Source organism: Bradyrhizobium sp. SZCCHNR1093, from assembly GCF_032381175.1.
Lineage (GTDB): Bacteria > Pseudomonadota > Alphaproteobacteria > Rhizobiales > Xanthobacteraceae > Bradyrhizobium.
The window spans coordinates 1-26,527 of record NZ_JAUHJJ010000017.1; the positions used below are offsets into that span (position 1 = coordinate 1).

28 protein-coding genes are annotated in these 26,527 nt (G+C 64.7%); 21 read left to right on the plus strand and 7 right to left on the minus strand.

The features are described 5' to 3' along the window. Positions 1-104: 104 nt before the first annotated feature. Positions 105-950 carry an S-formylglutathione hydrolase gene (gene fghA, locus QX070_RS30925; protein ID WP_315740935.1) on the minus strand — a complete coding sequence of 282 codons (846 nt, stop codon included), beginning with the start codon at positions 948-950 and terminating at the stop codon, positions 105-107. Positions 951-1,035: 85 nt separating this feature from the next. Then, positions 1,036-1,656: a response regulator transcription factor gene (locus tag QX070_RS30930; protein ID WP_315713180.1), complete on the minus strand. Its 621-nt coding sequence runs from the start codon at positions 1,654-1,656 to the stop codon at positions 1,036-1,038. Positions 1,657-1,810: 154 nt separating this feature from the next. Here QX070_RS30930 and QX070_RS30935 point away from each other — a divergent pair, with 154 nt between their 5' ends. The 4 genes from QX070_RS30935 to QX070_RS30950 all read left to right on the plus strand — a co-directional run bounded on the left by QX070_RS30935 (position 1,811) and on the right by QX070_RS30950 (position 4,895). Further along, positions 1,811-3,157, plus strand: coding sequence for an ATP-binding protein (locus QX070_RS30935; RefSeq protein ID WP_315740936.1), 1,347 nt, complete (start codon positions 1,811-1,813; stop codon positions 3,155-3,157). 205 nt (positions 3,158-3,362) lie between these two features. Further along, a complete protein-coding gene (locus QX070_RS30940) occupies positions 3,363-3,551 on the plus strand; it encodes a DUF2934 domain-containing protein (protein ID WP_315741023.1) in 189 nt (62 codons plus the stop codon). Between the two features lie 59 nt (positions 3,552-3,610). Beyond that, positions 3,611-3,766: a hypothetical protein gene (locus QX070_RS30945; RefSeq protein ID WP_315740937.1), complete on the plus strand. Its 156-nt coding sequence runs from the start codon at positions 3,611-3,613 to the stop codon at positions 3,764-3,766. 268 nt (positions 3,767-4,034) lie between these two features. Continuing rightward, complete coding sequence (locus tag QX070_RS30950; RefSeq protein WP_315740938.1) at positions 4,035-4,895, plus strand: SDR family oxidoreductase; 861 nt, start codon at positions 4,035-4,037, stop codon at positions 4,893-4,895. 82 nt (positions 4,896-4,977) lie between these two features. Here QX070_RS30950 and QX070_RS30955 read toward each other — a convergent pair whose 3' ends face one another. Next, positions 4,978-5,220 (minus strand): bacterioferritin-associated ferredoxin, encoded by a 243-nt coding sequence (locus tag QX070_RS30955; protein WP_315740939.1) that lies wholly within the window; start codon positions 5,218-5,220, stop codon positions 4,978-4,980. Positions 5,221-5,285: 65 nt separating this feature from the next. Beyond that, the gene (locus QX070_RS30960) at positions 5,286-6,140 is read right to left on the minus strand and encodes a xanthine dehydrogenase (protein ID WP_315740940.1); all 855 of its coding nucleotides are present in this window, start codon (positions 6,138-6,140) and stop codon (positions 5,286-5,288) included. Positions 6,141-6,536: 396 nt separating this feature from the next. Here QX070_RS30960 and QX070_RS30965 point away from each other — a divergent pair, with 396 nt between their 5' ends. From QX070_RS30965 to QX070_RS30995, 7 genes are all read left to right on the plus strand, one after another. Next, positions 6,537-7,385 (plus strand): SDR family oxidoreductase, encoded by an 849-nt coding sequence (locus tag QX070_RS30965; RefSeq protein WP_315740941.1) that lies wholly within the window; start codon positions 6,537-6,539, stop codon positions 7,383-7,385. A gap of 425 nt (positions 7,386-7,810) precedes the next feature. Further along, a complete protein-coding gene (nifA, locus tag QX070_RS30970; protein WP_315740942.1) occupies positions 7,811-9,550 on the plus strand; it encodes a nif-specific transcriptional activator NifA in 1,740 nt (579 codons plus the stop codon). Positions 9,551-10,085: 535 nt separating this feature from the next. Then, positions 10,086-10,280 carry a 4Fe-4S dicluster domain-containing protein gene (locus QX070_RS30975; protein WP_006609648.1) on the plus strand — a complete coding sequence of 65 codons (195 nt, stop codon included), beginning with the start codon at positions 10,086-10,088 and terminating at the stop codon, positions 10,278-10,280. Positions 10,281-10,318: 38 nt separating this feature from the next. Then, a complete protein-coding gene (sufB, locus tag QX070_RS30980; protein ID WP_315740943.1) occupies positions 10,319-11,836 on the plus strand; it encodes a Fe-S cluster assembly protein SufB in 1,518 nt (505 codons plus the stop codon). 37 nt (positions 11,837-11,873) lie between these two features. Then, positions 11,874-12,635 (plus strand): Fe-S cluster assembly ATPase SufC, encoded by a 762-nt coding sequence (sufC, locus tag QX070_RS30985; protein ID WP_315740944.1) that lies wholly within the window; start codon positions 11,874-11,876, stop codon positions 12,633-12,635. Between the two features lie 19 nt (positions 12,636-12,654). Beyond that, positions 12,655-13,980, plus strand: a complete 1,326-nt coding sequence (gene sufD, locus QX070_RS30990; protein ID WP_315740945.1) for a Fe-S cluster assembly protein SufD — start codon at positions 12,655-12,657, stop codon at positions 13,978-13,980. 3 nt (positions 13,981-13,983) lie between these two features. Further along, a complete protein-coding gene (locus tag QX070_RS30995; RefSeq protein ID WP_315740946.1) occupies positions 13,984-15,225 on the plus strand; it encodes a cysteine desulfurase in 1,242 nt (413 codons plus the stop codon). A 264-nt stretch (positions 15,226-15,489) separates the two neighbouring features. On the opposite strand, the gene QX070_RS31000 is transcribed toward QX070_RS30995, so the two are convergent. Together QX070_RS31000 and QX070_RS31005 are read right to left on the minus strand one after the other, a co-directional pair. Continuing rightward, a complete protein-coding gene (locus QX070_RS31000; RefSeq protein ID WP_315740947.1) occupies positions 15,490-15,951 on the minus strand; it encodes a SufE family protein in 462 nt (153 codons plus the stop codon). A 46-nt stretch (positions 15,952-15,997) separates the two neighbouring features. Further along, complete coding sequence (locus tag QX070_RS31005) at positions 15,998-16,390, minus strand: response regulator (protein ID WP_315740948.1); 393 nt, start codon at positions 16,388-16,390, stop codon at positions 15,998-16,000. A 449-nt stretch (positions 16,391-16,839) separates the two neighbouring features. On the opposite strand from QX070_RS31005, the gene nifH reads away from it, so the two are divergent. The 10 genes from nifH (at position 16,840) to hspQ (ending at position 25,933) form a co-directional block, all read left to right on the plus strand. After that, complete coding sequence (nifH, locus tag QX070_RS31010; protein WP_315740949.1) at positions 16,840-17,727, plus strand: nitrogenase iron protein; 888 nt, start codon at positions 16,840-16,842, stop codon at positions 17,725-17,727. A gap of 74 nt (positions 17,728-17,801) precedes the next feature. Further along, a complete protein-coding gene (gene nifD / locus QX070_RS31015; RefSeq protein ID WP_315740950.1) occupies positions 17,802-19,304 on the plus strand; it encodes a nitrogenase molybdenum-iron protein alpha chain in 1,503 nt (500 codons plus the stop codon). Between the two features lie 83 nt (positions 19,305-19,387). After that, entirely contained in the window at positions 19,388-20,947 is a 1,560-nt protein-coding gene (gene nifK, locus QX070_RS31020) for a nitrogenase molybdenum-iron protein subunit beta (protein WP_315740951.1), read from the plus strand. Between the two features lie 127 nt (positions 20,948-21,074). Further along, the gene (gene nifE, locus QX070_RS31025; protein ID WP_315740952.1) at positions 21,075-22,748 is read left to right on the plus strand and encodes a nitrogenase iron-molybdenum cofactor biosynthesis protein NifE; all 1,674 of its coding nucleotides are present in this window, start codon (positions 21,075-21,077) and stop codon (positions 22,746-22,748) included. A gap of 10 nt (positions 22,749-22,758) precedes the next feature. Further along, complete coding sequence (gene nifN, locus QX070_RS31030) at positions 22,759-24,156, plus strand: nitrogenase iron-molybdenum cofactor biosynthesis protein NifN (protein WP_315740953.1); 1,398 nt, start codon at positions 22,759-22,761, stop codon at positions 24,154-24,156. Positions 24,157-24,181: 25 nt separating this feature from the next. Further along, a complete protein-coding gene (gene nifX, locus QX070_RS31035) occupies positions 24,182-24,577 on the plus strand; it encodes a nitrogen fixation protein NifX (protein ID WP_315740954.1) in 396 nt (131 codons plus the stop codon). A gap of 10 nt (positions 24,578-24,587) precedes the next feature. Then, positions 24,588-25,058 carry a NifX-associated nitrogen fixation protein gene (locus QX070_RS31040; protein ID WP_315740955.1) on the plus strand — a complete coding sequence of 157 codons (471 nt, stop codon included), beginning with the start codon at positions 24,588-24,590 and terminating at the stop codon, positions 25,056-25,058. 17 nt (positions 25,059-25,075) lie between these two features. Next, complete coding sequence (locus QX070_RS31045; RefSeq protein ID WP_012045814.1) at positions 25,076-25,276, plus strand: CCE_0567 family metalloprotein; 201 nt, start codon at positions 25,076-25,078, stop codon at positions 25,274-25,276. A gap of 23 nt (positions 25,277-25,299) precedes the next feature. Beyond that, positions 25,300-25,587, plus strand: a complete 288-nt coding sequence (fdxB, locus tag QX070_RS31050) for a ferredoxin III, nif-specific (protein ID WP_015665404.1) — start codon at positions 25,300-25,302, stop codon at positions 25,585-25,587. A 19-nt stretch (positions 25,588-25,606) separates the two neighbouring features. Beyond that, a complete protein-coding gene (gene hspQ / locus QX070_RS31055) occupies positions 25,607-25,933 on the plus strand; it encodes a heat shock protein HspQ (protein ID WP_315740956.1) in 327 nt (108 codons plus the stop codon). 273 nt (positions 25,934-26,206) lie between these two features. Here the strand turns inward: hspQ and QX070_RS31060 are convergent, their stop codons facing one another. Continuing rightward, positions 26,207-26,524 carry a hypothetical protein gene (locus QX070_RS31060; protein WP_315740957.1) on the minus strand — a complete coding sequence of 106 codons (318 nt, stop codon included), beginning with the start codon at positions 26,522-26,524 and terminating at the stop codon, positions 26,207-26,209. Positions 26,525-26,527 lie beyond the last annotated feature (3 nt).

Sequence of the window (26,527 nt, forward strand, 5' to 3'; positions counted from 1 at the left end):
GCTCTCGCCGCTCTTGAACGGCCGATTCGTCATGCCCCCAAATCTTACCGTGAACACTGAGTTCTTGCCCAGCCTCGTCGGGCAAATCACGTCCGCGGCTGATATCAGCGTGCGAGCCGCGCCGCGTGCCAGCGCAGGTGATCGGCCATGTAGGTCGAGATGAAGTAGTAGCTGTGGTCGTAGCCTTCCTGCTTGCGCAGCAAGAGCGGGATGTTCGCTTTCTCGCAGGCCGCCTTGAGCAGCTCCGGGCGCAGCTGCTGGGTCAGGAACTGATCGGCGGTGCCGACATCGACCAGCAGGTCGGAGACGCGCGCGCCATCCTCGATCAGCGCCACCGCATCGTGCTTGCGCCACGCCGCCTTGTCGGCGCCGAGATAGCCGCCCAGGGCCTTCTCGCCCCACGGCACCTGCGAGGGCGCGACGATCGGCGAGAACGCGCTGGCCGCGCGGTAGCGGTCCGGGTTGCGCAGCGCCACCGTGAGTGCGCCATGGCCGCCCATCGAGTGGCCCATCACCGACTGGCGGCGCGGATCGACCGGGAAGTTCGCCGCGACCACGCTCGGCAGCTCCTCGGTGACGTAGCTCCACATGCGGTAGTTCTTCGCGAACGGTGCCTCGGTCGCGTCGACATAGAAGCCGGCGCCGAGGCCGAAATCATAGGCATTGTTGGGATCGCCGGGCACGCCGTCGCCGCGCGGCGAGGTGTCGGGCGCCACGAAAACCAGGCCGAGCTCGGCGCAGGCGGCACGAAACTCGCCCTTTTCGGTGACGTTGGCGTGGGTGCAGGTCAGGCCGGAGAGATACCAGACGACCGGCAGCTTCGCGCCGTCGGCATGCGGCGGCACGAACACCGAGAACGTCATCTCGGTCTTGGTCTCCTGGCTGGCGTGGCGATAGACGCCCTGGACGCCGCCATGGGACTTGTTCTGGGAGACGGTCGTGAGGGTCATGGGATCACCTGTTCGGCAATGATGTCGGGCCGCTGGCGCGCGTGCCGCCAACGCGTGTCAAGCTGCGTCGTTCAATCGGGGCGAGTCAAGCGACGCCGTTCTCGATCGCCAAACGCACCAACTCGCCGGATGTTCGCACGCCGAGCTTCTGGCGGATGATCGAGGAGGTGTTGGCGACGGTCTTGTAGGACGAGTGGATCAGCCAGGCAATCTCGGACAGGCTCTTGCCGGCGCTGAGCAGGCGGAGGATCTCGAGCTCGCGCGAGGTCAGCTTCGCCAGCGGGCTCTGCGCGACCGCGGCGCCCGCGAAGGCGATGCTGCGCGCGATCGCCGGCGGCAGATAGCTGCCGCCGCGCGCGACCTCGCGGATCGCCTCGGCGAGATCGTTCGGGTCGCCGCTCTTGGAGACGTAGCCCTTGGCGCCGATGTCGATGGCGCGCGCCGCGAACACCGGATCGTCGTTCATGCTGAACATGATCAGCCGGGCGTTGGCATCGTGGGCGAGGATGCGCCGCGCCAGCTCGAAGCCGGAGACGGTCGGCAGGTTGATGTCGACGACGCAGACGTCCGGCCGGCGCGCGATGAAGCTGGCTTCGCCGCTCTCGGCATCAGCGGCCTCGAGCAGCTCGAGGTCCGGATCGGTCGAGAGCAGGGCCCGGCAGCCCGATGCCACAATGGGATGGTCATCGACGATCAGTACGCGCATGGCCTTGGGGTCCCGGACTTCCAACTCGCGTCATTGTTGCGATGCATCATGGATGCATGCTGCGCGGTCTGGCATCATGTTGCAATTAGATCGCCGGCGGATTTGTCTGTCAATGTGAGGACGCGTGAAACCCGGTGGCTTTGAGGCGGAGAGAATGTGGCAGAATTGGTCGTTGCGGACCCGCATCAACGTGCTGCTGGCGCTGCTGCTGACGCTGGGCCTCGCCATCAACATCGGCCGTCTCGTGCTGGAGGCGGCGCCGCGCGTGCTGGCCGAGGACCAGAGCGTCATCCGCCTGACGCGGGCCTTCGTCGAGACCATCATGGACGAGGTCAACGACGCGCCGGATCCGAGCGCGCGCCTCGATCGGATCGTCGGTGATCTCCGACAGCTTCGTCACGTCAGCGTGAGACGGCAGGGCATGCCGGCGCAGACCCCGCCCTCTCCGGGCGTCGGCCGCGCGGCGCCGGCATGGTTCATCGCACTGGTGCATCCCGACAAGACCTCGGTCAGCATGCCGGTCATCGTCGCCGGCCGGAGCGACACGCTGGTGATCACGTCGCATCCCGACGACGAGATCGCGGAGATCTGGGACGGCATCGTCACCCAGCTCGTCGTCGGCTCGCTGGTCGGGCTGGCGTTGTTCGCGATCACCATGCTCGTGGTCGGCCGCGCGCTGGCGCCGCTGGCGGATCTATCGGAGGCGATGAGCCGGATCGAGGCCGGCGCCTATGATACCCGCGTCAAGCCGGGCGGCGCGCCCGAGCTCGCGGCACTCTGCGCCAAGCTCAACCATCTCGCCGGCGCGCTCGGCGAGGCGGTGGAGGAGAAGCGCCGTCTGGCCGAGCGCACGGTGTCGTTGCAGGACCACGAGCGCAAGGAGATCGCGCGCGAGCTGCATGACGAGTTCGGGCCGCATCTGTTCGCGCTGCGCGCCCATGCCAGTGCGCTGATGCGGCTGCCGGAGGCTGCGACGCTCGACGTCGCGGCGATGCGCCGGCACGGCCAGGCGATCCTCGACCAGGTCAACGCCGTGCAGCAGTTCAACCGCCGCATCCTCGAGCGGCTGCGGCCCGTGGGTCTCGCCGAGCTGGGCTTGCGCGAGGCGCTCGGCGCATTGGTGCGGCTGTGGCAGGAGTCAAGGCCGGAGGTCGTGATCGAGACCAGGTTCACCGACATGGTCGTGCGCAGCAATGAGACGGCGGAGCTGACGATCTACCGGGTGGTGCAGGAAGCGCTGACCAACGTGTTCCGCCACGCCGAGGCCACCGCGGTCGACGTCACCATCGAGCCGCTGCAGCAGACGACGGCCGGCCACCGCCGCAGCTACACGCGGGTGCGCGTCCGCGACGACGGCCGCGGATTCAGCCCGGAGCACAAGCTCGGATTCGGCCTCACCGGCATGCGCGAGCGGCTGCTGGCGCTCGGCGGCACGCTGACGGTGGCCTCCACCGGCACGGGCGTCACGATCGAGGCCATGGTGCCGGCCGACGCGGCTTAGGCCGGAACGAGACGACGGCCCGTCCTCACCGTTGACAGTGCCACACCGGAACTGTCGTCGCCTGCGGCGCATCATCGTCAACACGGCCTTGCCGTGGAACATCGCCCCACGTTCTCCATTGCCCAAGCAGGACGTGCGCCGGATGCACGTCTTCGCCTTCCTCGTGTCCGAGGAGAACAGAGCTTGCTGCAATCAGGGACGAGCCATGGGACAAATCGACGAATTGGGCCTCGAGGACCGCATCCGCAAGCGCGCTCACGCGCTGTGGGAGCAGGCCGGGCAGCCGCAGGGCCGGGAGGATGAGTTCTGGCACCAGGCCGAGCACGAAATCCGCGAGATCGAGCAGTTGCACGACGAAGCGACGACGCCGCCGCCGACGATGCTGCCGGGTTGAACGCCGTGCGTAGCGCGGGGGTCCGGCTAGCGATCCTCAAACGATCAAAGGACGAACCGATGAGCAAGGAAACACCGAAGGACGATCCGCGTCAGCGGACCGATGAAGGATCGATCAAGCAGACCGACAAGCCATGGACAGGAAACCCGGAGAAGGAGCAGCGCTCCGATTCCAAGAAGGATCTGGAGAAGTGGGCTGAGACCAAGACCCACTAACGACTAAAGCAAGACCCGTTGGCACGCGCTGCGTCGCGCGTGCCGATGGTTCTCCCGTCGATAGTTCGCCAGACGAATCCGATTTTCCAGGTCAGGCAGTGTGACCTGGGTCGGGTCGTGAGGGATCTGCTTCCGTTGCTGCGGCGTCATCCTCGCCGAATCCGGTTTGCCCGGCACGCGCGGACCGAGCTGAGGCCTCCGAGCTCGGCAGCAGGAACGCTGATGCCGTGCTGCGATTGACGTTGCAGCATTCGTCAGGAGAGCCGCGATGTCCGATCACTATCCGAAGCCGCCGTTTCCGCCGCAGTCGCAACCGATGCCGGGCACCACAGCCCGGATGGAGCCGCGGCCCGACCATGGCGAGACCAGCTACAAGGGATCAGGCAAGGTCGCGGGCATGAAGGCCGTCATTACCGGCGGCGACAGCGGCATCGGCCGCGCGGTGGCGATCGCGTATGCGCGCGAAGGCGCCGATCTGGTCATCGCCTATCTCAGCGAGCATGATGACGCCGGCGAGGTGAAGACGCTGATCGAAAAGGAGGGACGGAAGGTCATTCTGATGCCCGGCGACATCCAGGACGCCAGGCATTGCCGCGCCATCATCCAGCGCGCCGTCGACGAACTGGGCGGCCTCGACATTCTCGTCAACAACGCCGCGCATCAGGCATCCTTCAGCGACATCGGCGACATTTCCGACGAGGAGTGGGAGCTGACCTTCCGCACCAACATCCATGCGATGTTCTACCTGACCAAGGCGGCGGTGCCGCACATGAAGCCGGGCAGCGCGATCGTCAACACCGCGTCGATCAATGCCGACATGCCCAACCCCGGTCTGCTGGCCTATGCTGTCACCAAGGGCGCCATTCAGAACTTCACCGGCGGACTTGCGCAGTTGCTGGCCGAGAAGGGCATCCGGATCAACGCCGGGGCCCCCGGTCCGATCTGGACGCCGCTGATCCCTTCGACCATGCCGGAGGAGAAGGTGAAGAGCTTTGGCCAGCAGGTGCCGATGAAGCGTGCCGGTCAGCCGGCCGAGTTGGCGACCGCCTATGTGATGCTCGCTGATCCCCTGTCGAGCTACACGTCGGGGACGACGGTTGCCGTCACCGGCGGCAAGCCGTTCATCTGAGACCGGTGCACATCGTCTGCTGTCGCATTTGTCCGACATCCGACAAGTGCGTGACGTCGGCACGTCATAAGCCGTGCCGGTGCTACGCGGCGGACATCATCGCGCACGGCGCGGGCTCGGCCTGCACCGGCCACACCGCCGCAGCGGCCCTATCACCCTGCCGCTCGTCGAGGATCCGCTTCACCGAGCGTGAGCAGAGGCCGCATTGGACCGTGCAGCCGAGACAATCATACACTTGCGCCGGCGAGCCGAAAGTGATGTCGGCCGCCGTGACGATGTTGCGAATGGCCGTGTCGCTGATGACGTTGCAGGAACAGATGATCATGGCTGTTGCTCGCTCCTGCAAACGATAAGCAACCGGGATGCCAAGGCCGGCGCGCCGGATACGGGCTAATCAGAATCGTTCGAAACGATCTGATCGGCGGGCACGCTCGCGCTCGTCCTGATGCAGTTTGCGGCGTGCAGCCGTATTGCGGCCAGCGTCGCCTGGGCGAGCGCCTGTCCCTGCGCATCGATCCCGGTCCACTGCGCATGGCGGCCACGTGGATCGATCTCGGCGAGCGCGATGCCGGCCGGCACGTCGCTGCCGTCGCGGACGATGCCGCGCAGGATGCCGTCATAAGGGGCCGTGACCGGTGCGCCGGAGAGATGGCCGATCACGAAGCCCTTGTAGATGCGCGTGCCGATCTCGATCGGGGTATGCCATCGGCCCTCATGCGGCGAACGCACCAGGCGCTCGACGCCGACGAGCGCGCCCACATCATCCGTTGCCAGCGTCCAGCCCTCGCGCACGATCTGGCCGAGCCGGTCCGGCCGGGTCTCGATCGCGATATCGCAATTGGCTGTTGGCGAGAAGCCCGGACCGATGCCGATCGAGAGCCGCGTCATGCCGCGCAAATTCGGGGTCACCTCGCGCCGCTGCATCCGCGCGTCGATCAGGACGTCGATGGTACGGACCGGCAGGAGATCGAGCAGCCCGAGCGGGGTGACCAGGACGTGCCGGGGATCGCCGAGCGCCTTGAACACCTCCATCGTGCTCTCGATGCGCTCGCCGGTCACGTTCTCGATGCGGACGGTGTCGCCGAACAGGGCGTCGTGAAACGCCATCTTGCGGCGCATGACCGGCGGATTGGGATCATGCGACAGCACCACGCAGAAGCCCGCACGATGCAGATGCACGCCGATCGCGGACGCGACGTCGTTGGTCCCGAGGACCACGGCGAAGCGCACTGCATTCGTCCCCATGTCCCGGTTCATACGGCGTTGGCGTCTCGTGGCTGTCGTCGTGCGGCTGGCAAGCCGTCTTCCCGTTCGAATGATCAAATCCGTCGAGCAAGAGTTGGACCATCAGCCATCGTTTTGAAAACGATCGCTCTTTGAAGGTCTTGCAAAGGACGAAGCACAAAGCCGACGCTGGATGTGTCCAGAACGCGCCAATCTGTCGCGAACCCGACAGAAAAGGGCTGCTTTGCCCGCCGTTTTCGCTGGCCCGGAATCTGCACAACCGGCGCATGGCAATACCGCTGATATTTCCGATCGTCGCGGAGCCTGCGCCCAGACCACGTCTGAGGCAAGGGCAGCAGCCGAAGCTTGGCAGCCGGCGTCCTGGTGGCGTTGCGGCGCAGGATCAGGACGGATGACGTGAGTCTCGTTCTCGACCAGGACGTCCGCGAGCCCGCCATGGCGACGGCCGAGACCATCGCGGCGTGCCCGTTCCATCGAGACATGGCGGCCGCCGAGCGGCCCGCGCGCACCGAGCAGAAAACGCTCGTGCTGACCGGCGGCTCGCGCGGAATCGGTCATGCGACCGCAAAGCTGTTCTCCGACGCCGGCTGGCGCATCATCACCTGCTCGCGCCAGCCGTTCGACGGTGCTCGCTGTCCGTGGGACGCCGGTCCCGACAACCACGTCCAGGTCGATCTCAGCGATCGCAAGGCGATCCCGCGCGCGATTGCCGACATCAAGCAGCGGCTCGACGGCGCGCCGCTGCATGCCTTGATCAACAATGCCGCGATCTCTCCGAAGGCCGGCGACGGCGGCCGGCTGGATTCGCTGTCGACCTCGGTCGAGACCTGGATGACCGTCTTTCACGTCAACTTTCTCGGACCGATCTTGCTCGCGCGCGGGCTGTTCGAGGAGCTGAAGCGCGGGCAGGGCGCGGTCGTCAACGTGACGTCGATCGTCGGCACCCGCGTCCATCCGTTTGCGGGCACCGCCTATGCGACCTCGAAGGCGGCGCTCGCCTGCCTGACCCGCGAGATGGCGCACGACTTCGCGCCGCATGGCATCCGCGTCAACGCCATCGCGCCCGGCGAGATCAAGACCGAGATGGTGTCCCCGGAGACCGAGGCGCGGTTCTCGCCGCTGATCCCGATGCGCCGGATCGGCGCTCCGGAGGAGGTCGCCAAGGTGCTGTTCTTCCTGTGCTCGGATGCGGCGAGCTACGTGACCGGCGAGGAGATCCAGATCAACGGGGGGCAGCACCTCTAGGTTGATCACAGCCGCGCGCTGCCGACACGCGGATGTGAACACGTCATACCCATGGCTTGCAGCCGAAGGCGACGAGCGGCGGGCCGACGGTGGAAAGTTGGTGTTCAGTGTTGTCCGTTGCGATCCGGTCGCAAACAGGCCGACGAATGCGCGGATATTAGGTGTCGAGAAGACAACGCGAAATCGTTAGGCACACCGTTTTTGTCGCCCGCGCGGACGTGCAATGCACGCATCGTGACGGGTGCAAACTCATTTGTTAACATCATGAAAGCCTGCAGCTTTTCTGCTCTGTCCGTTGCACACTACTTCTGCGGCAATGCAGCAAAGTTAGGCACGACAATCATCTGCAGTTGGGGGAGGATGTTAGAACATCTACAATCACGGGCGGCTTCACCGAGGCGTTCGTGACGATCAGAGAAGCGGCCATGGTCCAAACGGAAACACGTCAGGTCGAAGCTCAGGACGTCAGGTCCAACGCCGCTCCGATCCCGCTCAGCGAGATCGCCCTGACGGGCATTTTCGAAATCTCGAAGATCCTGGCGGCGCCGACGCGGTTGGAGATCACCCTCGCCAATGTCGTCAACCTGCTGCAGTCCTTCATGCAGATGCGCCACGGCGTGGTGTCGCTGCTCGCCGATGACGGCATTCCCGATCTTGCGGTGGGGGCCGGGTGGAGCGAAGGCAGCGATCAGCGCTATCGCGAACGGCTGCCGCAGAAGGCGATCGACCAGATCGTCGCCACCGCCGTGCCGCTGATCGCGGAGAACGTCGCCGATCATCCCGCCTTCAGCGCCGTCGACGCGGTGACGCTCGGCGTCGGTGCCGACACCCGGGTGTCCTTCCTTGGCGTTCCCATCCGCATCGACCAGCGCGTCGTCGGCACGCTGACGATCGACCGTGTCTGGGACGGCCGCGCCGTGTTCCGGCTCGATTCCGACGTTCGCTTCCTGACCATGGTCGCCAACCTGATCGGCCAGACCATCAAGCTTCATCGGGTCGTCGCGCGTGACCGCGAGCGGCTGATGGCGGAAAGCCACCGGCTGCAGAAGGAGCTGTCGGAGCTGAAGCCGGCGCCGAAGGATCGCAAAAAGGTGCTGGTCGACGGCATCGTCGGCGACAGCCCGGCGCTGCGCGCATTGTTGGAGAAGATCAACGTCGTCGCCAAGTCGAATGCGCCGGTGCTGCTGCGCGGCGAATCCGGCACCGGCAAGGAGCTGGTGGCGAAGGCGATCCATGAACTGTCCAATCGCGCCAAGCGGCCGTTCATCAAGATCAACTGCGCCGCATTGCCAGAGACGGTGCTGGAGTCGGAGCTGTTCGGCCATGAGAAGGGCGCCTTCACCGGCGCGATCAACGCGCGCAAGGGCCGCTTCGAACTGGCCGACAAGGGCACCTTGTTCCTCGACGAGATCGGCGAGATCTCGCCGGCGTTCCAGGCCAAGCTCCTGCGCGTGTTGCAGGAGCAGGAGTTCGAGCGCGTCGGCGGCAATCAGACCATCAAGGTCGATGTCCGCATCGTCACCGCCACCAACCGCAACCTCGAGGAGGCGGTGTCGCGCAACGAGTTCCGCGCCGACCTCTACTACCGGATCAGCGTGGTGCCGATCAAATTGCCGCCGTTGCGCGAGCGTCGCAGCGACATTCCGCAGCTGGCGCGCGAGTTCCTGCGCCGCTTCAATTGCGAGAACGAGCGCGACCTGACGTTCGACGTCAGCGCGATCGAGGTGCTGATGCATTGCGGCTTCCCCGGCAATGTGCGCGAGCTGGAGAACTGCGTGCAACGGACCGCGACCATGGCAACGGGCTCGGCGATCAGCATGGACGACTTCGCCTGCAGCCGCAACGAGTGCATGTCGGCGATCCTGTGGAAGGGTAACACGGTAACCCCGCCGCCGCCGCGCGGCCAGCCCATGGTGCCGCTGCCGATCCTGCCGCGGACGTCGGCGCCGATCGAGGCTCCCGTCGAGTTGCCGGCCATCGATGCCGATGATGGCGAGTATTCCGAGAGTACGGAGGGCGGCGCGGTGCCGGAGCGCGACCGCATCGTGCAGGCGATGGAGCGGTCCGGCTGGGTCCAGGCCAAGGCCGCACGCCTGCTCGGCCTGACGCCGCGCCAGATCGGCTACGCGCTGAAGAAGCACAACATCGAGGTCAAGCGGTTCTGAGCGGGTTGGGTCTCATGAGGGGCGCGCAGATGGCGCGCCCTTTTTTATTTCACGTGCATGCTGTCGCCCGCGTAACGATAGTCGTGAAACTCGAGATCGCGCCCCGGCGACGGTCGGCTCCCCTCCCCCTTGCGGGGAGGGGTCGGGGGTGGGGGTCTCCGGGCGCTGATCGTCGTGAGTTCGCTCGCTGTACTCACGTCCGCTGAGCTGCTCGTTACATCACACATCGTCACTCCGCTGGTGACAGCATTAGCGCGCATCACGTGCAGCGTGCTCGTGGACCCCCGCCCCCGACCCCTCCCCGCAGGGGGGAGGGGAGCTCACTGCCCTCGTGGCGGGGGCTCGACCCAAACGCGCACGCGACTTCATGCGCCCTGTCGCACTTGCGACATGCTGTCGGGAGAGCGACAGCTGACCGGCGTGGCGATCTTTAGAATCCTCCTTAGAAATCAACCAAATGCTCTCTGGCACGCGGCTTGAAAGATACCCCGTGAATGACGTCGTCCGATGTCGCAGGGATCGCGGGGAGCTGCACATGACCTACAAGATCATCGCCTCACAATGCACGGTCTGCGGGGCTTGCGAGTTCGAATGTCCGAATGCGGCCATCCGGCTGAAGAACGACATGTACATCATCGATCCGAAGAAGTGCACGGAGTGCGAGGGCCACTTCGACGCGCCGCAATGCGCTGCCGTCTGTCCGGTGCCGGACACCTGCGTGCCCGCCTGACGCGGGCCACGACGGAAACATTGCAAGCGGAGTGAGAGATGGCAGCGGTTCAGGAGACCATTGATCGGGTCAAGGGCATCGACGTCGATCAATATCGCTACGGATTCGAGACCGTCATCGAGTCCGAGAAGGCTCCGAAGGGGCTGTCGGAAGACACGATCCGCTTCATCTCGGCCAAGAAGAACGAGCCGGCCTGGATGCTCGAATGGCGGCTGGAGGCGTACCGCCGCTGGCTGACGATGACCGAGCCGACCTGGGCGCGCGTCGGATACCCGAAGATCGACTATCAAGATCTCTATTACTACGCGGCGCCGAAGCCGAAGAAGAAGGTCGCCTCGCTCGACGAGATCGATCCGGAGATCCTGAAGACTTACGAGAAGCTCGGCATTCCCCTGCGCGAGGTCGAGATCCTCGAAGGCGTCGAACGGCCTGCGGCGGCGGAAGCGGATGTCGACGGCGAGGCCGCGGCGCCGCGCAGCAAGATCGCCGTCGATGCCGTGTTCGACTCGGTGTCGGTGGCGACGACGTTCAAGGAGGAACTGAAGAAGGCCGGCGTGATCTTCATGCCGATCTCCGAAGCGCTACGCGAGCATCCCGACCTCGTCCAAAAATATCTTGGCACGGTGGTGCCCACCACCGACAACTATTTCGCGACGCTGAATTCGGCGGTGTTTTCCGACGGCTCGTTCGTCTACATCCCGCCGGGCGTGCGCTGCCCGATGGAGCTGTCGACCTACTTCCGCATCAACGAGCGCAACACCGGCCAGTTCGAGCGCACCCTGATCATCGCCGACAAGGGCGCCTACGTCTCCTATCTCGAAGGCTGCACGGCCCCGCAGCGCGACGAGAACCAGCTGCATGCCGCCGTGGTCGAGCTGGTCGCGCTGGATGATGCCGAGATCAAATATTCGACGGTGCAGAACTGGTACCCCGGCAATTCCGAAGGCGTCGGCGGCATCTATAATTTCGTCACCAAACGTGGTGACTGCCGCGGCACAAATTCGAAGATCTCCTGGACCCAGGTCGAGACGGGATCGGCGATCACCTGGAAATATCCGAGCTGCATCCTGCGCGGCGACAATTCCAGCGGCGAGTTCTATTCGATCGCGATCTCGAACGGCTTCCAGCAGGTCGACTCGGGTACCAAGATGATCCATCTCGGCAAGAACACGTCGAGCCGGATCATCTCCAAGGGCATCGCCGCCGGCAAGTCGCAGAACACCTATCGCGGCCTGGTCAGCGCCCATCGCAAGGCCTCCGGCGCGCGCAACTTCACCGCCTGCGACTCGCTCTTGATCGGCGACAAATGCGGCGCGCACACCGTGCCCTACATCGAGGCCAAGAACTCCTCCGCGGTGTTCGAGCACGAGGCCACGACGTCGAAGATCTCCGAGGACGTGCTGTTCTACTGCATCCAGCGCGGGCTCTCCCAGGAGGAAGCGGTCGGCCTCGTCGTCAACGGCTTCGTCAAGGACGTGCTGCAGCAATTGCCGATGGAGTTCGCGGTCGAGGCGCAGAAGCTGATCTCGATCAGCCTCGAAGGATCGGTTGGATGACGGCGTCGCGCCGCGACAGCATCAGAAGGAGTGTTCGATGACGGCCTTGCTCGAAATCAAGGGGCTCCATGCCGAGATCGCAGGCGGACGGAAGATCATCCAGGGCCTGGACCTGACCGTGAACAAGGGCGAGATCCACGCCATCATGGGCCCGAACGGCGCCGGCAAGTCGACGCTGTCCTATGTGCTCGCCGGCAAGCCCGGCTACGAGGTCACGGCCGGCGAGGTCTATCTCAATGGCGAGGACCTCTTGGCGATGTCCGCCGACGAGCGCGCCGCCAAGGGCGTGTTCCTCGCGTTCCAATATCCGTTGGAGATCCCCGGCGTCGCGACGCTCACCTTCCTGCGGGCCGCCTTCAACGCCCAGCGCAAGGCGCGCGGCGAGGAGGAGCTGTCCTCGCCGGACCTGATCAAGCGGGTGCGCGAGATCGCCAAGACGCTGAACATCGATGCCGACATGCTGAAGCGGCCGCTCAATGTCGGCTTCTCCGGCGGCGAGAAGAAGCGCAACGAGACCCTGCAGATGGCGCTGCTGCAGCCGTCGCTCTGCGTGCTCGACGAGACCGATTCCGGCCTCGACATCGACGCGCTGAAGGTCGTCGCCAACGGCGTCAACGCGCTGCGCTCCGCCGAGCGAGGCATGATCGTGATCACCCACTATCAGCGGCTCCTCGACTACATCGTGCCCGACATCGTCCATGTGTTCGCGGCGGGCCGCATCGTCCGCACCGGCGGCAAAGACCTCGCGCGCGAGCTCGAGGCGACCGGCTACGCCCAGTACCAGAGCGAAGCGGCGTAAGGCGCCGGGGAGGACGAACATGGGCGTCGTGATCCGCAAGACCAAGGCCGAACTCGGACTGGCCGATCTGTATCAGGGCGCCCGCCGCTATCTGCCGGGCGGCGAGGAGATCACCGCGGTGCGCGCTGCTGCGTTCGACCGTTTCAATGCGGTCGGCCTGCCGCACCGGCGCGTCGAGGCGTGGCGCTACACCGATTTGCGCACGCAGATGAAGGAGGCCAAGCGGCTCGCCTCGCTGCCCGACGACGCGGCAAAAACCAAGGCGCGCGAGGCGAGCGACTTGTTCGCGGGCGCCGGCTTCCGCAAGCTGATGATCGTTGACGGTGCCTTCGTGCCCGAGCTGTCCGACCTCGCCGATCTCGAGCCGGGCCTCACCATCCAGCCGATGGCCGACGCGCTCGCCGCCGACAAGCCGCTGCTGTCGCAGCGTCTCGGCCCCGTCGTGCCTGACGACGATCCGGCGTTGGCGCTCAACACCGCACTGGCTGCCAATGGCGTCGTGATCCTGGTGGCGCCGGGCACGGCACTGAGCCGACCAATCCACGTCGCGTTCGTCACGACGAACTGGGTCGCAACCTCGATGTACACGCGGTCGCTGGTCAATATCGGAACTGGGGCCAGCGCCACCATCGTCGAGTCGCATCAGGGGCCCGACGGAAGCGAATATCAAGTCAACACCGCGATGCAGCTCGTCGTCGGCGACGAGGCGCGGATCGACCATGTCAAGGTGACCCGGGAGGGCAACAGCGCGCTGCACATCTCCTCGCTGCTCGCCAATATCGGCGCGCGTGCGACCTTCAATCAGCTTGGCTTCGTCGCCGGCGGCAGCCTGGTGCGCAACCAGCTGTTCGTGCACATCGCTGGCGAGGGCACCGTGGCCGACATCCGCGGCGGATCGCTGCTGTCCGGCGCCCAGCATGCCGACACGACCTTGGCGATCGAGCATGCAGCCGAGAACTGCCAGAGCCGCGAGACCTTCAAGGCCGTCGTCGGCGACACCGCGCGCGCGGTTTTCCAGGGCAAGATCACGGTCAGTCCCGGTGCGCAGAAGACCGACGCCAAGATGATGTCGCGGGCGCTGCTATTGTCCGACGAGGCCGAGGCCGACAGCAAGCCGGAGCTCGAGATCTTCGCCGACGACGTGCAGTGCGGCCACGGCACCACGACCGGCGCAATCGACGACGAGCTGCTGTTCTATCTGATGGCGCGCGGCATTCCGCCCAAGGAAGCCAAGGCGTTGCTGATCCAGGCCTTCGTTGGCGAGATCATCGAAGGCGCCGCCGATGAGAGCGTGCGGGCGGCGTTGACCGAAGCGATGCTGGGCTGGCTCGGACAACGGGAGTAGGTGATGCATGCAGCGGTGAACGGAAGCGGCTATGACGTTGGCCGCATCCGTGCGGACTTTCCGATCCTCGGCATGCAGGTGCACGGCAAGCCGCTGGTCTATCTCGACAACGCCGCCTCGGCGCAGAAGCCGCAGGCCGTACTGGACCGGATGAACCAGGTCTATACGTCCGAATACGCCAACGTGCATCGGGGGCTGCATTATCTCGCCAACGCCGCCACCGAGGCCTATGAGGGCGCCCGCGCCAAGGTGGCGTCGTTCCTGAATGCCGAAAGCCCTGAGCAGATCATCTTCACGCGCGGCGCCACGGAAGCCGTGAACCTGGTCGCGCAGACCTTCGGCCGCGAGCGGATCGGGCCGGGCGATGAGATCGTGCTCTCGATCATGGAGCACCACGCCAACATCATCCCCTGGCATTTCCTCCGGGAGCGCCAGGGCGCGGTGCTCAAATGGGCTCCTGTCGACGACGACGGCAATTTCCTGCTCGACGAATTCGAAAAGCTGCTGACGCCGCGCACCAAGATGGTAGCGATGACGCAGATGTCGAACGTGCTCGGCACGGTCGTCCCGGTCAAGGAGGTCATCCGCATCGCGCATGCGCGCGGCATCCCGGTGCTGATCGACGGCTCGCAGGCCGCCGTGCACATGGAGGTCGACGTCCGCGATCTCGATGCGGATTTCTATTGCATCACCGGGCACAAGATCTACGGCCCGACCGGCATCGGCGCGCTCTACGGCAAGCGCGAGCTCTTAGCCGCGATGCCGCCGTTCAACGGCGGCGGCGAGATGATCCGCGAGGTCTCGCGGGACTGGGTCACCTATGGCGACCCGCCGCATCGCTTCGAGGCCGGTACGCCGCCGATCGTGGAAGCCGCTGGGCTGGGGGCAGCGATCGACTACGTCGCCTCCATCGGCAAGCAGCGCATCGCCGCGCATGAGCATGATCTCGTCGCCTATGCGACCGAGCAGTTGCGCGAGATCAACTCGCTGCGCATCATCGGCAATGCCGCCGACAAGGGGGCGATCGTCTCGTTCGAGATGCAGGGCGCCCACGCCCACGACTTCGCCACCGTCATCGACCGCTCCGGCGTCGCGGTCCGCGCCGGCACCCATTGCGCCATGCCGCTGCTGGAGCGCTTCGGCGTCACGGCGACGTGCCGGGCGTCGTTCGCGATGTACAACACGCGGGAAGAGGTCGACGTGCTGGTGCGGGCGCTGAAGAAGGCGCAGGAATTCTTTTCGTAGAGGCGCCTTTTCCTACACGCAGTGATCGCGAAGAAGCGCTGCTCGTTGATGCGCCCTCTCCCCTTGTGGGAGAGGGCAGCACCGCTACCAGCCCTGGAATCGCTCGGGTGAGGGGTCGTCTCCGCGAGCCATGACCTTCTGGGTGCGCCGAGAGACCCCTCACCCGGCTGCCTTCGGCCTCCCCCCTCTCCCACAAGGGGAGAGGGTGCACCGAGTTCGCCGCGATACGCGCGATCAGTCAAAGCAGCAATCAAACAACCAAACCTACGCCGCCGCCGCCAGCGCCGCCTGGGCGTCGGCTCTGATGCGGCTCACCATCGAGCGGAAGCCGTTGGAGCGCTGCGGGGTCAAATGCTCGCGCAGGCCGAGTTTCTCGAACAGCGCGATCGGATCGGCGGCCAAGATCTCGGATGCGGTGCGGCCGGACACCATCGCGAGCAGGATCGCGACCAGGCCGCGGACGATGTGGGCGTCACTGTCGCCGATGAAGTCGAGCGCCGGCACTGCGGCGTCGTGCCGCACCGTGGTTGCAAGCCAGACCTGGCTGGTGCAGCCCTGCACCTTGTTGCCATCATTGCGGTCGGTATCGGGTAGCGGCGGCAGGCCGCGGCCCAACTCGATCACGTAACGGTAGCGGTCGTCCCAGTCGTCGAGCAGCGCGAAATTCTCGACGATGTCCTCGATGTCCGGTGCCCCCGGCGTCGCGGTCTGGGTCATCTTCAACATCATCCCCTCCTCGTCATCGGCTGATCTCCGTGGATACCAGGGCCAGCTATGCCGTCAGGCCCGGCTCGCTACCGCGCCGCGCCAGCACGGAATCGACCGCGTGCGTGACGCCGTCGAAGGTGATCGGCTTGGCGATGATGGCTTCCGCGCCCTGCCGCAGGCCGGCCAGCGCGAGCGGCGACTTGGTCGATCCTGCGACCACGATGATGCCGGCCTGATGCATCGTCCTGGCGAGCATGCCGACCGTCTCGGCGCCGTCGTCCTCCAGGATGCTCATCCCGATGAGGACGGCATGGGGCGTGGTCCGTGCGGCCTTGGTCAATGCGTCGGCGGTCTCCGCGAAGGTGAAGGTCTCGTGACGCTCACTGAGAATGTAGCCGAGCGCCGAGCGGATCACCTGATCGGCTTCAATGACAAAGACGCGCGTCTTGCTCGCCATCAATAGTACTCCTGCTGGCCCGTTCGAAAGCGGGTTTGATCTACATCAAGCAAACTCCGTACCGCCGCTCCTGGCCGGCCTCACGCGAGCGCTCCCCGGTGTTCTCTACGGAAGCGCCGCTCGGAGCCGCGGCGGCATGTGTCGTTTCGGACAGCACGGCGCGGGAGCGTCGGGTGAAAACCCCCGATGTCGGATTTGCAACAAGTACATCCTAGCGCCGAGCTTGGCCGCATCTCTTTCAAAACATGGCCTTTTTAACGATTCCAAAGCTCTGGCACAGCCGTTGCAAAACTGGGCTCAGGCAAAGGTTGAGGGCTGAGTGCACGCCGACGCTTCGGACGAGCGATGCTCTCCTTCCCAATAACCCGTCTGCCGGTTCTGGAGAGAGGACGCGGTCTCGCGATGCAAGGTGCATGCGAGACATTGGCAATCGGTTGATGGAGAGCATCATGGCAGCGCTGCGACAAATCGCATTCTACGGCAAAGGCGGCATCGGCAAGTCGACGACGTCACAAAACACCCTCGCGGCACTCGCCGAGATGGGCCACCGGATCCTGATCGTCGGCTGCGATCCGAAGGCGGATTCGACCCGCCTGATCCTGCACGCCAAGGCGCAGGACACCATCCTCAGCCTGGCCGCTGCTGCGGGCAGCGTCGAGGACCTCGAGATCGAGGAGGTCATGAAGGTCGGCTATCGCGACATCCGTTGCGTCGAGTCCGGTGGTCCGGAGCCGGGCGTCGGTTGCGCCGGCCGCGGCGTCATCACCTCGATCAACTTCCTGGAAGAGAACGGCGCCTATGAGGACATCGACTACGTGTCCTACGACGTGCTCGGCGACGTGGTCTGCGGCGGCTTCGCGATGCCGATCCGCGAGAACAAGGCGCAGGAAATCTACATCGTGATGTCCGGCGAGATGATGGCGATGTATGCCGCCAACAACATCTCCAAGGGCATTCTGAAGTATGCCAACTCCGGCGGCGTGCGCCTGGGCGGCCTGGTCTGCAACGAGCGCCAGACCGACAAGGAGCTGGAGCTGGCGGAGGCGCTGGCGAAGAAGCTCGGCACCCAGCTGATCTACTTCGTGCCGCGCGACAACATCGTGCAGCACGCTGAGCTGCGCCGCATGACCGTTCTGGAATATGCGCCGGACTCGGTCCAGGCCGGCCACTATCGCTCGCTGGCGCAGAAGATCCACGCCAACGGCGGCAAGGGCATCATCCCGACCCCGATCACGATGGACGAGCTCGAGGACATGCTGATGGAGCACGGCATCATGAAGGCGGTCGACGAGAGCCAGATCGGCAAGACCGCCTCCGAGCTCGCCGCCACGGCGTAACCGCCACCGGTCATCCGGCCCATGATCTCTAAGGGCCGGATGACCCCCGCAACCGATCATCGAGGAAAAGCCAGATGAGCGTCATCGAGAAACAAAGCGTGGCCGAGATCAAGGCACGCAACAAGGAACTGATCGCCGAGGTCTTGAAGGTCTATCCGGAGAAGACTGCCAAGCGTCGCGCCAAGCACCTCAACGTGCACGAGAACGGCAAGTCCGACTGCGGCGTCAAGTCGAACATCAAGTCGATCCCCGGCGTCATGACCATTCGCGGCTGCGCCTACGCCGGCTCCAAGGGCGTGGTGTGGGGCCCGATCAAGGACATGATTCACATCAGCCACGGCCCGGTCGGCTGCGGCCAGTACTCCTGGGCGGCGCGCCGCAACTACTACATCGGCACGACCGGCATCGACACCTTCGTGACGATGCAGTTCACCTCCGACTTCCAGGAGAAGGACATCGTGTTCGGCGGCGACAAGAAGCTCGCCAAGATCATGGACGAGATCCAGGAGCTGTTTCCGCTGAACAACGGCATCACCGTGCAGTCGGAATGCCCGATCGGCCTGATCGGCGACGACATCGAGGCGGTCTCCAAGGTCAAGTCGAAGGAGTATGACGGCAAGACCATCGTTCCCGTCCGCTGCGAAGGCTTCCGCGGCGTGTCGCAGTCGCTCGGCCACCACATCGCCAACGACGCGATCCGGGACTGGGTGTTCGACAAGATCCCGGCCGACGCTGCGCCGCGCTTCGAGCCGTCGGACTACGACGTTGCGATCATCGGCGACTACAACATCGGTGGCGACGCCTGGTCGTCGCGCATCCTGCTCGAGGAGATGGGTCTGCGCGTGATTGCCCAGTGGTCGGGCGACGGCTCGCTGGCCGAGCTCGAGGCGACGCCGAAGGCGAAGCTGAACGTGCTGCACTGCTACCGCTCGATGAACTACATCTCGCGTCACATGGAAGAGAAGTACAATATTCCGTGGTGCGAATACAATTTCTTCGGGCCGAGCAAGATCGCCGAATCGCTGCGCAAGATCGCCAGCTATTTCGACGACAAGATCAAGGAGGGTGCCGAGCGCGTCATCGCGAAGTACCAGCCCCTGATGGACGCCGTGATCGCCAAGTACCGGCCGCGCCTCGAAGGCAAGACTGTGATGCTGTTCGTCGGCGGTCTGCGTCCGCGCCACGTGATCGGCGCCTATGAAGACCTCGGCATGGAGGTCGTCGGCACCGGCTACGAGTTCGGCCACAACGACGACTATCAGCGCACCGCCCAGCACTACGTCAAGGATGGCACGCTGATCTATGACGACGTGACCGGCTACGAGTTCGAGAAGTTCGTCGAGAAGGTCCAGCCGGACCTGGTCGGCTCGGGCATCAAGGAAAAGTACGTGTTCCAGAAGATGGGCGTGCCGTTCCGCCAGATGCACTCCTGGGACTACTCGGGTCCCTACCATGGCTACGACGGGTTTGCGATCTTCGCCCGCGACATGGACATGGCCATCAACTCGCCGGTCTGGAAGATGGCAAAGGCGCCCTGGAAGCAGGTGCCCAAGCCGTTGCTCCAGGCTGCCGAGTAAGCACCACCACCCACGGCCTGGCTCTCCTTCGGCGGAGAGCCAGCGCTCCCTGATCGACACAGGAAAATAGAGAGGGTTATCCCATGACGCAGAGTGCCGAACATGTGCTCGATCACTTCGAGCTTTTCCGTGGTCCCGAATACCAGCAGATGCTGGCGAACAAGAAGAAGATGTTCGAGAATCCGCGCGATCCCGCCGAGGTCGAGCGCATCCGCGAATGGGCCAAGACGCCCGAATATCGCGAGAAGAATTTTGCTAGGGAGGCGCTGACCGTCAATCCGGCCAAGGCCTGCCAGCCGCTCGGCGCCGTGTTCGTCGCCGTCGGCTTCGAGAAGACGCTGCCGTTCGTGCACGGCTCGCAGGGCTGCGTGGCCTACTACCGCAGCCATCTGTCGCGCCACTTCAAGGAGCCAAGCTCCTGCGTGTCGTCGTCGATGACCGAGGACGCAGCGGTATTCGGCGGCCTCAACAACATGATCGACGGCCTCGCCAACGCCTACAACATGTACAAGCCGTCGATGATCGCGGTCTCCACCACCTGCATGGCGGAAGTCATTGGTGACGACCTCAACGCCTTCATCAAGACCTCGAAGGAAAAGGGCTCGGTTCCGGCCGAGTTCGACGTGCCCTTCGCCCACACCCCCGCCTTCGTCGGCAGCCATGTCACCGGCTACGACAACGCCATGAAGGGCATTCTCGAGCATTTCTGGGACGGCAAGGCCGGCACCGCGCCGAAGCTCGAGCGCGTTCCGAACGAGAAGATCAACTTCATCGGCGGCTTCGACGGCTACACCGTCGGCAACATCCGCGAGGTCAAGCACATTTTCGAGGAAATGGGGATCGAATACACGATCCTCGGCGACAACTCGAACGTGTTCGACACCCCGACCGACGGCGAGTTCCGCATGTATGATGGCGGCACGACCTTGGAGGACGCGGCCAACGCCGTCCACGCCAAGGCGACCATCTCGATGCAGCACTATTGCACCGAGAAGACCCTGCCGCTGATCAAGAACCACGGCCAGGAAGTGGTCTCGTTCCACCATCCGGTCGGCGTCACCGGCACCGATGCCTTCGTGATGGCGCTGTCGCGCATCACCGGCAAGGAGATCCCGGAATCGATCGCCCTCGAGCGCGGCCGCCTGGTCGACGCGATCGCCGACTCCAGCGCGCACATCCATGGCAAGAAGTTCGCGATCTACGGCGACCCGGATCTCTGCCTCGGCCTCGCCGCGTTCCTGCTCGAGCTCGGCGCCGAGCCGACCCATGTGCTCGCCACCAACGGCAACAAGGAGTGGGCCGAGAAGGTGCAGGCCGTGTTCGACTCGTCGCCGTTCGGCAAGAACTGCCACGTGTATCCTGGCAAGGATCTGTGGCACATGCGCTCGCTGCTGTTCACCGAGCCGGTCGACTTCCTGATCGGCAACACCTACGGCAAGTATCTGGAGCGCGACACTGGCACCCCGCTGATCCGCATCGGCTTCCCGATCTTCGATCGCCACCACAAGCACCGCTATCCGGTGTGGGGTTATCAAGGCGGCCTGAACGTGCTGGTCACGATCCTCGACAAGATCTTCGACGAGATCGACCGCAACACCAACGTGCCGGCCAAGTCGGACTACAGCTTCGACATCATTCGCTGAGTGACGGCGCGGCGGCCTTCCGGGGCCGCCGCGTTTCGATGTTGGGAGCAGGGCTCAAGGGGAGGCATGTCGTGCCTGAGCCTTGTCTTTCGAAAGACGCGCAATCGGTCGTCAACAGGAGAAGCCAATGAGCTCGCTTTCGGCCACGATCCAGAACGTCTTCAACGAGCCGGGTTGCGGCAAGAACGCCAACAAGTCCGAGGCCGAGCGCAAGAAGGGTTGCACCAAGCAGCTGCAGCCGGGCGGCGCGGCCGGTGGCTGCGCCTTCGACGGCGCCAAGGTCGCATTGCAGCCGCTGACCGACGTCGCGCATCTCGTGCACGGACCGATCGCCTGCGAAGGAAATTCCTGGGACAACCGCGGTGCAGCCTCCTCTGGATCCCAGATCTGGCGCACCGGCTTCACCACCGACATCAACGAGACCGACGTCGTGTTCGGCGGCGAGAAGCGCCTGTACAAGGCGATCAAGGAAATCATCGAGAAGTACGATCCGCCGGCGGTCTTCGTCTACCAGACCTGCGTGCCCGCCATGACCGGCGATGACATCAACGCGGTCTGCAAGGCGGCCTCCGCGAAGTTCGGCAAGCCCTGCATTCCCGTCAATTCGCCCGGCTTCGTCGGCCCGAAGAACCTCGGCAACAAGCTCGCCGGCGAGGCACTGCTCGACCACGTCATCGGCACCGTAGAGCCGGAGGTCACGACGCCCTACGATCTCAACATCATCGGTGAATACAATCTGTCCGGCGAGCTCTGGCAGGTGAAGCCGCTGTTCGACGAGCTCGGCATTCGCATCTCCGCCTGCATCTCCGGCGACGGCCGCTACAGGGATGTGGCGTCGTCGCATCGCGCCCGTGCGGCGATGATGGTGTGCTCCAAGGCGATGATCAACGTCGCCCGCAAGATGGAGGAGCGCTACGGCATCCCGTTCTTCGAGGGCTCGTTCTACGGCATCCAGGACTCCTCGGACTCGCTGCGCGAGATCGCGCGCCTGCTGGTCGAGCGCGGCGCGCCGGCCGATCTGCTCGACCGCACCGAGGCTGTCATCGCGCGCGAGGAAGCCAAGGCCTGGGCGGCGATCGAGCCGTTCAAGAAGCGGCTCACCGGCAAGAAGGTGCTGCTGATAACCGGCGGCGTGAAGTCGTGGTCAGTCGTGGCGGCGCTGCAGGAGGCCGGCATGGAGCTGGTCGGCACCTCCGTCAAGAAGTCCACCAAGGAGGACAAGGAGCGCATCAAGGAGCTGATGGGCCAGGACGCGCACATGATCGACGATATGGCGCCGCGCGAAATGTACAAGATGCTCAAGGACGCCAAGGCCGACATCATGCTGTCCGGCGGCAAGTCGCAGTTCGTGGCACTCAAGGCCGCGATGCCCTGGCTCGACATCAACCAGGAGCGCTCGCACGCCTTTATGGGCTATATCGGCATGGTGAAGCTGGTCGCGGAGATCGACAAGGCGATCTACAACCCGATGTGGGCGCAACTGCGCAAGCGCGCGCCCTGGGAGACCGCCGACAACAACTGGCAGGCCAGGGCGATCGCGCAGGCGAATGCGGAAGCCGCGGCACTCGCCGCCGATCCAGTCGCCGCGGAAGCCGCGCGCCGCGCCAAGAAGATCTGCCACTGCAAGTCGGTCGATCTCGGCACCATCGAGGATGCGATCAAAGCGCATTGCCTGACCGACGTCGCCGGCGTCCGCACTCACACCAACGCCTCCGGCGGTTGCGGGGCATGCGCCGGCCGGGTCGAGGACATCCTGGCGGCACAGAAGGCGCCGGCCGAGCTGCTGCAGGCGGCGGAATAGGGCGGCGCACATGGCCAAAGTCACCATTGGAAAGAAAGCCTGCGCGGTCAATCCGCTCAAGATGAGCCAGCCGATCGGCGGATCGTTTGCCTTCCTCGGCCTGCGCGGCGCGATGCCGCTGCTGCATGGCTCGCAGGGCTGCACCTCGTTCGGGCTGACACTGTTCGTGCGCCACTTCAAGGAAGCGGTGCCGATGCAGACGACGGCGATGAGCGAGGTCGCCACCGTGCTCGGCGGCTATGAGAATGTCGAGCAGGCGATCCTCAACATCCATAAGAGACAGAAGCCGGAGATCATCGGTATCTGCTCGACCGGGGTCACCGAGACCAAGGGCGACGATGTCGACGGCTACATCAGGCTGATCCGCGAGAAGCATCCGGAGCTCGCGACCTATCCGCTGGTCTATGTCTCGACGCCCGACTTCAAGGACGCGTTCCAGGACGGCTGGGACAAGACGGTCGCCAAGATGGTCGAGGTGCTGGTCGACAAGCCGACCTCGACGCGGCGCGATCCGGCGCGTGTCAACGTGCTGCCCGGCTGCCATCTGACGCCGGGCGACATCGAGGAGCTCAGGACGATCTTCGAGGATTTCGGCCTGGAGCCGTCGTTCCTGCCGGATATCGGCGGCTCGCTCGACGGTCACATTCCCGACGAGTTCACGCCGACCACGATCGGCGGCATCGGCCTGGAAGAGATCGCGACCATGGGCAGCGCGTCCTGGACGATCGCGATCGGCGCGCAGATGAAGCGTGCGGCGGAGGCGATGCAGGCGAGAACCGGCGTGCCGTACCGGCTGTTCGAGCGGCTCTGCGGGCTGTTGCCGAACGACGAGTTCATGGCGTTCCTGAGCGATATCTCGGGGCGTCCGGTGCCGGCAAAATATCGCCGGCAGCGCGGCCAGCTCGCGGATGCCATGCTGGATGCCCATTTCCACATCGGCGGCCGCAAGCTTGCCATCGGCGCCGAGCCGGACCTGCTGTTTGACGTTGCCAGCATGCTGCATGACATGGGTGCACAAATTGCCGTGGCCGTCACCACGACCCAGTCGCCGGTGCTCGAACGCATGCCGTGCGAGGAGGTGCTGATCGGCGATCTCGAGGACCTGGAGACGCTCGCCAAGGCGCGCGACTGCGGTCTCATGATGACGCATTCGCACGGCCGCCAGGCTGCGGCGCGTCTCAAAATCCCGTTCTATCGGATCGGCTTCCCGATGTTCGACCGGCTCGGGGCAGGGCATTTGCTGACGGTCGGCTATCGCGGCACGCGCGACCTCATCTTCGCGCTCGCCAATCTCATCATCGCCGATCGCGAGGACAACCATCAGCCGACGCCGGACACCTGGCTCGATCCCTGGGCCGATTCCCAACAGGCGCCGCTGGACTCCGCCGTCGTGGCGCCACTGCATTGACGTGTCAGGAGAAAGGACCGACGACATGAAAGTCGCATTCGCTACCCAGGATCTGAAACGCGTCGACGCCCATTTCGGCTGGGCCAAGAACATCGCGATTTACGACCTCGATCCCGAGGGCTACCGCTTCGTCGAGAGCATCGAGTTCGACGGCGATCTCAAGGAGGACGGCAACGAGGACAAGCTGGCGCCGAAGATCGAGGCGATCAAGGATTGCGCGATCCTCTATGTCGCCGCGATCGGCGGCTCCGGCGCCGCGCGTGTCGTCGCCAACAACATCCATCCGATGAAGGTCAATCAGCCCGAGGAGATCAGCGATCTCCTGGGCAAGCTGCAGGCCGTTCTGGCTGGCACGCCGCCGCCCTGGCTGCGCAAGGCGCTCGCCAAGGGCCAGGAACGCGTTCTCGATTTCGAGGAATGAGGAAACCAACATGTCCGATACCGCGGTAGCAGTCGAAACGGTACCCGCCGAGCAGCGACCCTTCGTCAAGGAACTCATCAAGGTCTGGCGCGCCCAGGACACCCACGGCGCCTGGGAGGGCAAGAAGGACATCGACCTGCTCGAGCCCTACATCCTGGACAAGGAGAAGCGGCGGGCGCTGCCGATCATCGGCGATCCCGATCCGGAGACGATCTGGCGGCTCGAACTGTTCTTCAACGCGGTCGCGCTGTCGATCGAGAAGGCCACCGGCGTGATGATCTCGCCGATGCTGAAGATGAGCCACGAGGGCTTTGGCCGCATGGTGCTGATCGGCGGCCGGCTGATCGTGGTCAACAAGCAGCTGCGCGACGTGCACCGCTTCGGCTTCGACAATCTCGGCAAGCTGGCCGACGAGGGCGACAAGTTCGTCAACGCCGGCGTCGAGATGATCGAGAAGTTCAAGGACGTCGCGAATTACTAAACGGCGAGGATGAGACAATGAGCGACCTGGATACCCTGAAGGCCGAGATCAAGAAGCTGTCGGCACGTGCCATGGATGCCAAGATGAACCTGCACGACTTGTCGGAGGAGCTGCCCATCAACTGGGACCAGATCCTGCCGACGGCGCAGAAGGCGCATGAAGCCTTTGCCGAGTTGGAGAAGAAGCGAGCCGAGCTGAAGAAGCTCGAGACCGCCTAAGCCCGATTTGAGGACCCGTCATCATGTCCAATTCAACCCGTGACGGCCGCGATTGGCGGCCGGACTATCTGGTCGCCATCGACGCCGGAAAGTGTATCGGCTGCGGCCGCTGCTACAAGGTCTGCGGTCGCGAGGTGATGACCTTGAAGGGCATCAACGACGAGGGCGAGTTCGTCGAGCTCGACGACGACGAGGATGACGAGGTCGAGAAGAAGATCATGGTCATGCACGACACCGGCGCCTGCATCGGCTGCGGCGCCTGCGCCCGCGTCTGCCCGACCAACTGCCAGACCCATTCGCCGGCGGCGTGAGATCATCGAGCGTGCTGTCATGGTGCGGATGGAGGCAAAGTTCACGATCGGCCAGGTGACCCGGCACCGCGTCTACGACCTGCGCGGTGTCGTGTTCGACGTCGACCTGTCATTCTCGGAAGAAGAGGGCTGGCGCGCCATCACCATGGACACCAGGCTCGACAAGGAGCAGCCGTTCTACTACCTGCTCGCCGAATCCGGCGACAGCAGCTACATCGCCTATGTGCCGGAGCAGAACTTGGTGGCGGACGTCACGGGTGAGCCGGTCAAGCATCCCGATATCGGCGAGCTGTTCGATGTCGACGACGCCGGCAGCTACCGCTACCGCGGGCGGGTTTTTCAATAACATCTTGGAAAGCCGAGAGCGGCCGTCATTGCGAGGAGCCGCAGGCGACGAAGCAATCCAGAGTCCTCGCGTGGACCTGGATCGCGTCGCTGCGCTCGCGATGACGGCGATGGATTGGTAGGGTGGGCAAAGGCGCCTGGGCGATTTTTCCACGCCGATTCAGCCAATGCGCCGTGCCCACCATTTTTCGGCGTGCGGGACGAAGATGGTGGGCACGCCAGCGGACGCCGCTGCGCGTCGCCCGCTGGCTTTGCCCACCCTACGAATCGATGCCTACTCGATCCCCTGTTCCCGCGCCTTCCACATCGCGGCGATCCGGAAGCGCTCATTGATCGCGGCGGGGTTGGCGAGGATTTCGGCCTGGGCCGCAGCGAACGCACCCTCGACGGTCGCGGCCTCGTCCTTGGTCAAAGTGATGCGGCCGGCCATGTGGGTCGCGTCGGGCGCGGCCTCCCAGATCTTGCGTCGGTTCGGATGCAGCTTGACTTCGACCAGCTCGAACGCCTCGAGCTCGCCTTCGAGACAGATTGCCAGCCCAATCACCTCGACCTTGCGGCCGTCCTGCGTGGTCTTGACCAGGGTTCTTGCCATGCT

Bases quoted from the DNA above. Each gene is read 5' to 3' on its own strand.
- fghA (WP_315740935.1), bottom strand. From the start codon at position 950: ATGACCCTCACGACCGTCTCCCAGAACAAGTCCCATGGCGGCGTCCAG.
- QX070_RS30930 (WP_315713180.1), bottom strand. From the start codon at position 1,656: ATGCGCGTACTGATCGTCGATGACCATCCCATTGTGGCATCGGGCTGC.
- QX070_RS30935 (WP_315740936.1), top strand. From the start codon at position 1,811: ATGTGGCAGAATTGGTCGTTGCGGACCCGCATCAACGTGCTGCTGGCG.
- QX070_RS30940 (WP_315741023.1), top strand. From the start codon at position 3,363: ATGGGACAAATCGACGAATTGGGCCTCGAGGACCGCATCCGCAAGCGC.
- QX070_RS30945 (WP_315740937.1), top strand. From the start codon at position 3,611: ATGAGCAAGGAAACACCGAAGGACGATCCGCGTCAGCGGACCGATGAA.
- QX070_RS30950 (WP_315740938.1), top strand. From the start codon at position 4,035: ATGTCCGATCACTATCCGAAGCCGCCGTTTCCGCCGCAGTCGCAACCG.
- QX070_RS30955 (WP_315740939.1), bottom strand. From the start codon at position 5,220: ATGATCATCTGTTCCTGCAACGTCATCAGCGACACGGCCATTCGCAAC.
- QX070_RS30960 (WP_315740940.1), bottom strand. From the start codon at position 6,140: ATGGGGACGAATGCAGTGCGCTTCGCCGTGGTCCTCGGGACCAACGAC.
- nifA (WP_315740942.1), top strand. From the start codon at position 7,811: ATGGTCCAAACGGAAACACGTCAGGTCGAAGCTCAGGACGTCAGGTCC.
- QX070_RS30975 (WP_006609648.1), top strand. From the start codon at position 10,086: ATGACCTACAAGATCATCGCCTCACAATGCACGGTCTGCGGGGCTTGC.
- sufB (WP_315740943.1), top strand. From the start codon at position 10,319: ATGGCAGCGGTTCAGGAGACCATTGATCGGGTCAAGGGCATCGACGTC.
- sufC (WP_315740944.1), top strand. From the start codon at position 11,874: ATGACGGCCTTGCTCGAAATCAAGGGGCTCCATGCCGAGATCGCAGGC.
- sufD (WP_315740945.1), top strand. From the start codon at position 12,655: ATGGGCGTCGTGATCCGCAAGACCAAGGCCGAACTCGGACTGGCCGAT.
- QX070_RS30995 (WP_315740946.1), top strand. From the start codon at position 13,984: ATGCATGCAGCGGTGAACGGAAGCGGCTATGACGTTGGCCGCATCCGT.
- QX070_RS31000 (WP_315740947.1), bottom strand. From the start codon at position 15,951: ATGTTGAAGATGACCCAGACCGCGACGCCGGGGGCACCGGACATCGAG.
- QX070_RS31005 (WP_315740948.1), bottom strand. From the start codon at position 16,390: ATGGCGAGCAAGACGCGCGTCTTTGTCATTGAAGCCGATCAGGTGATC.
- nifH (WP_315740949.1), top strand. From the start codon at position 16,840: ATGGCAGCGCTGCGACAAATCGCATTCTACGGCAAAGGCGGCATCGGC.
- nifD (WP_315740950.1), top strand. From the start codon at position 17,802: ATGAGCGTCATCGAGAAACAAAGCGTGGCCGAGATCAAGGCACGCAAC.
- nifK (WP_315740951.1), top strand. From the start codon at position 19,388: ATGACGCAGAGTGCCGAACATGTGCTCGATCACTTCGAGCTTTTCCGT.
- nifE (WP_315740952.1), top strand. From the start codon at position 21,075: ATGAGCTCGCTTTCGGCCACGATCCAGAACGTCTTCAACGAGCCGGGT.
- nifN (WP_315740953.1), top strand. From the start codon at position 22,759: ATGGCCAAAGTCACCATTGGAAAGAAAGCCTGCGCGGTCAATCCGCTC.
- nifX (WP_315740954.1), top strand. From the start codon at position 24,182: ATGAAAGTCGCATTCGCTACCCAGGATCTGAAACGCGTCGACGCCCAT.
- QX070_RS31040 (WP_315740955.1), top strand. From the start codon at position 24,588: ATGTCCGATACCGCGGTAGCAGTCGAAACGGTACCCGCCGAGCAGCGA.
- QX070_RS31045 (WP_012045814.1), top strand. From the start codon at position 25,076: ATGAGCGACCTGGATACCCTGAAGGCCGAGATCAAGAAGCTGTCGGCA.
- fdxB (WP_015665404.1), top strand. From the start codon at position 25,300: ATGTCCAATTCAACCCGTGACGGCCGCGATTGGCGGCCGGACTATCTG.
- hspQ (WP_315740956.1), top strand. From the start codon at position 25,607: ATGGTGCGGATGGAGGCAAAGTTCACGATCGGCCAGGTGACCCGGCAC.
- QX070_RS31060 (WP_315740957.1), bottom strand. From the start codon at position 26,524: ATGGCAAGAACCCTGGTCAAGACCACGCAGGACGGCCGCAAGGTCGAG.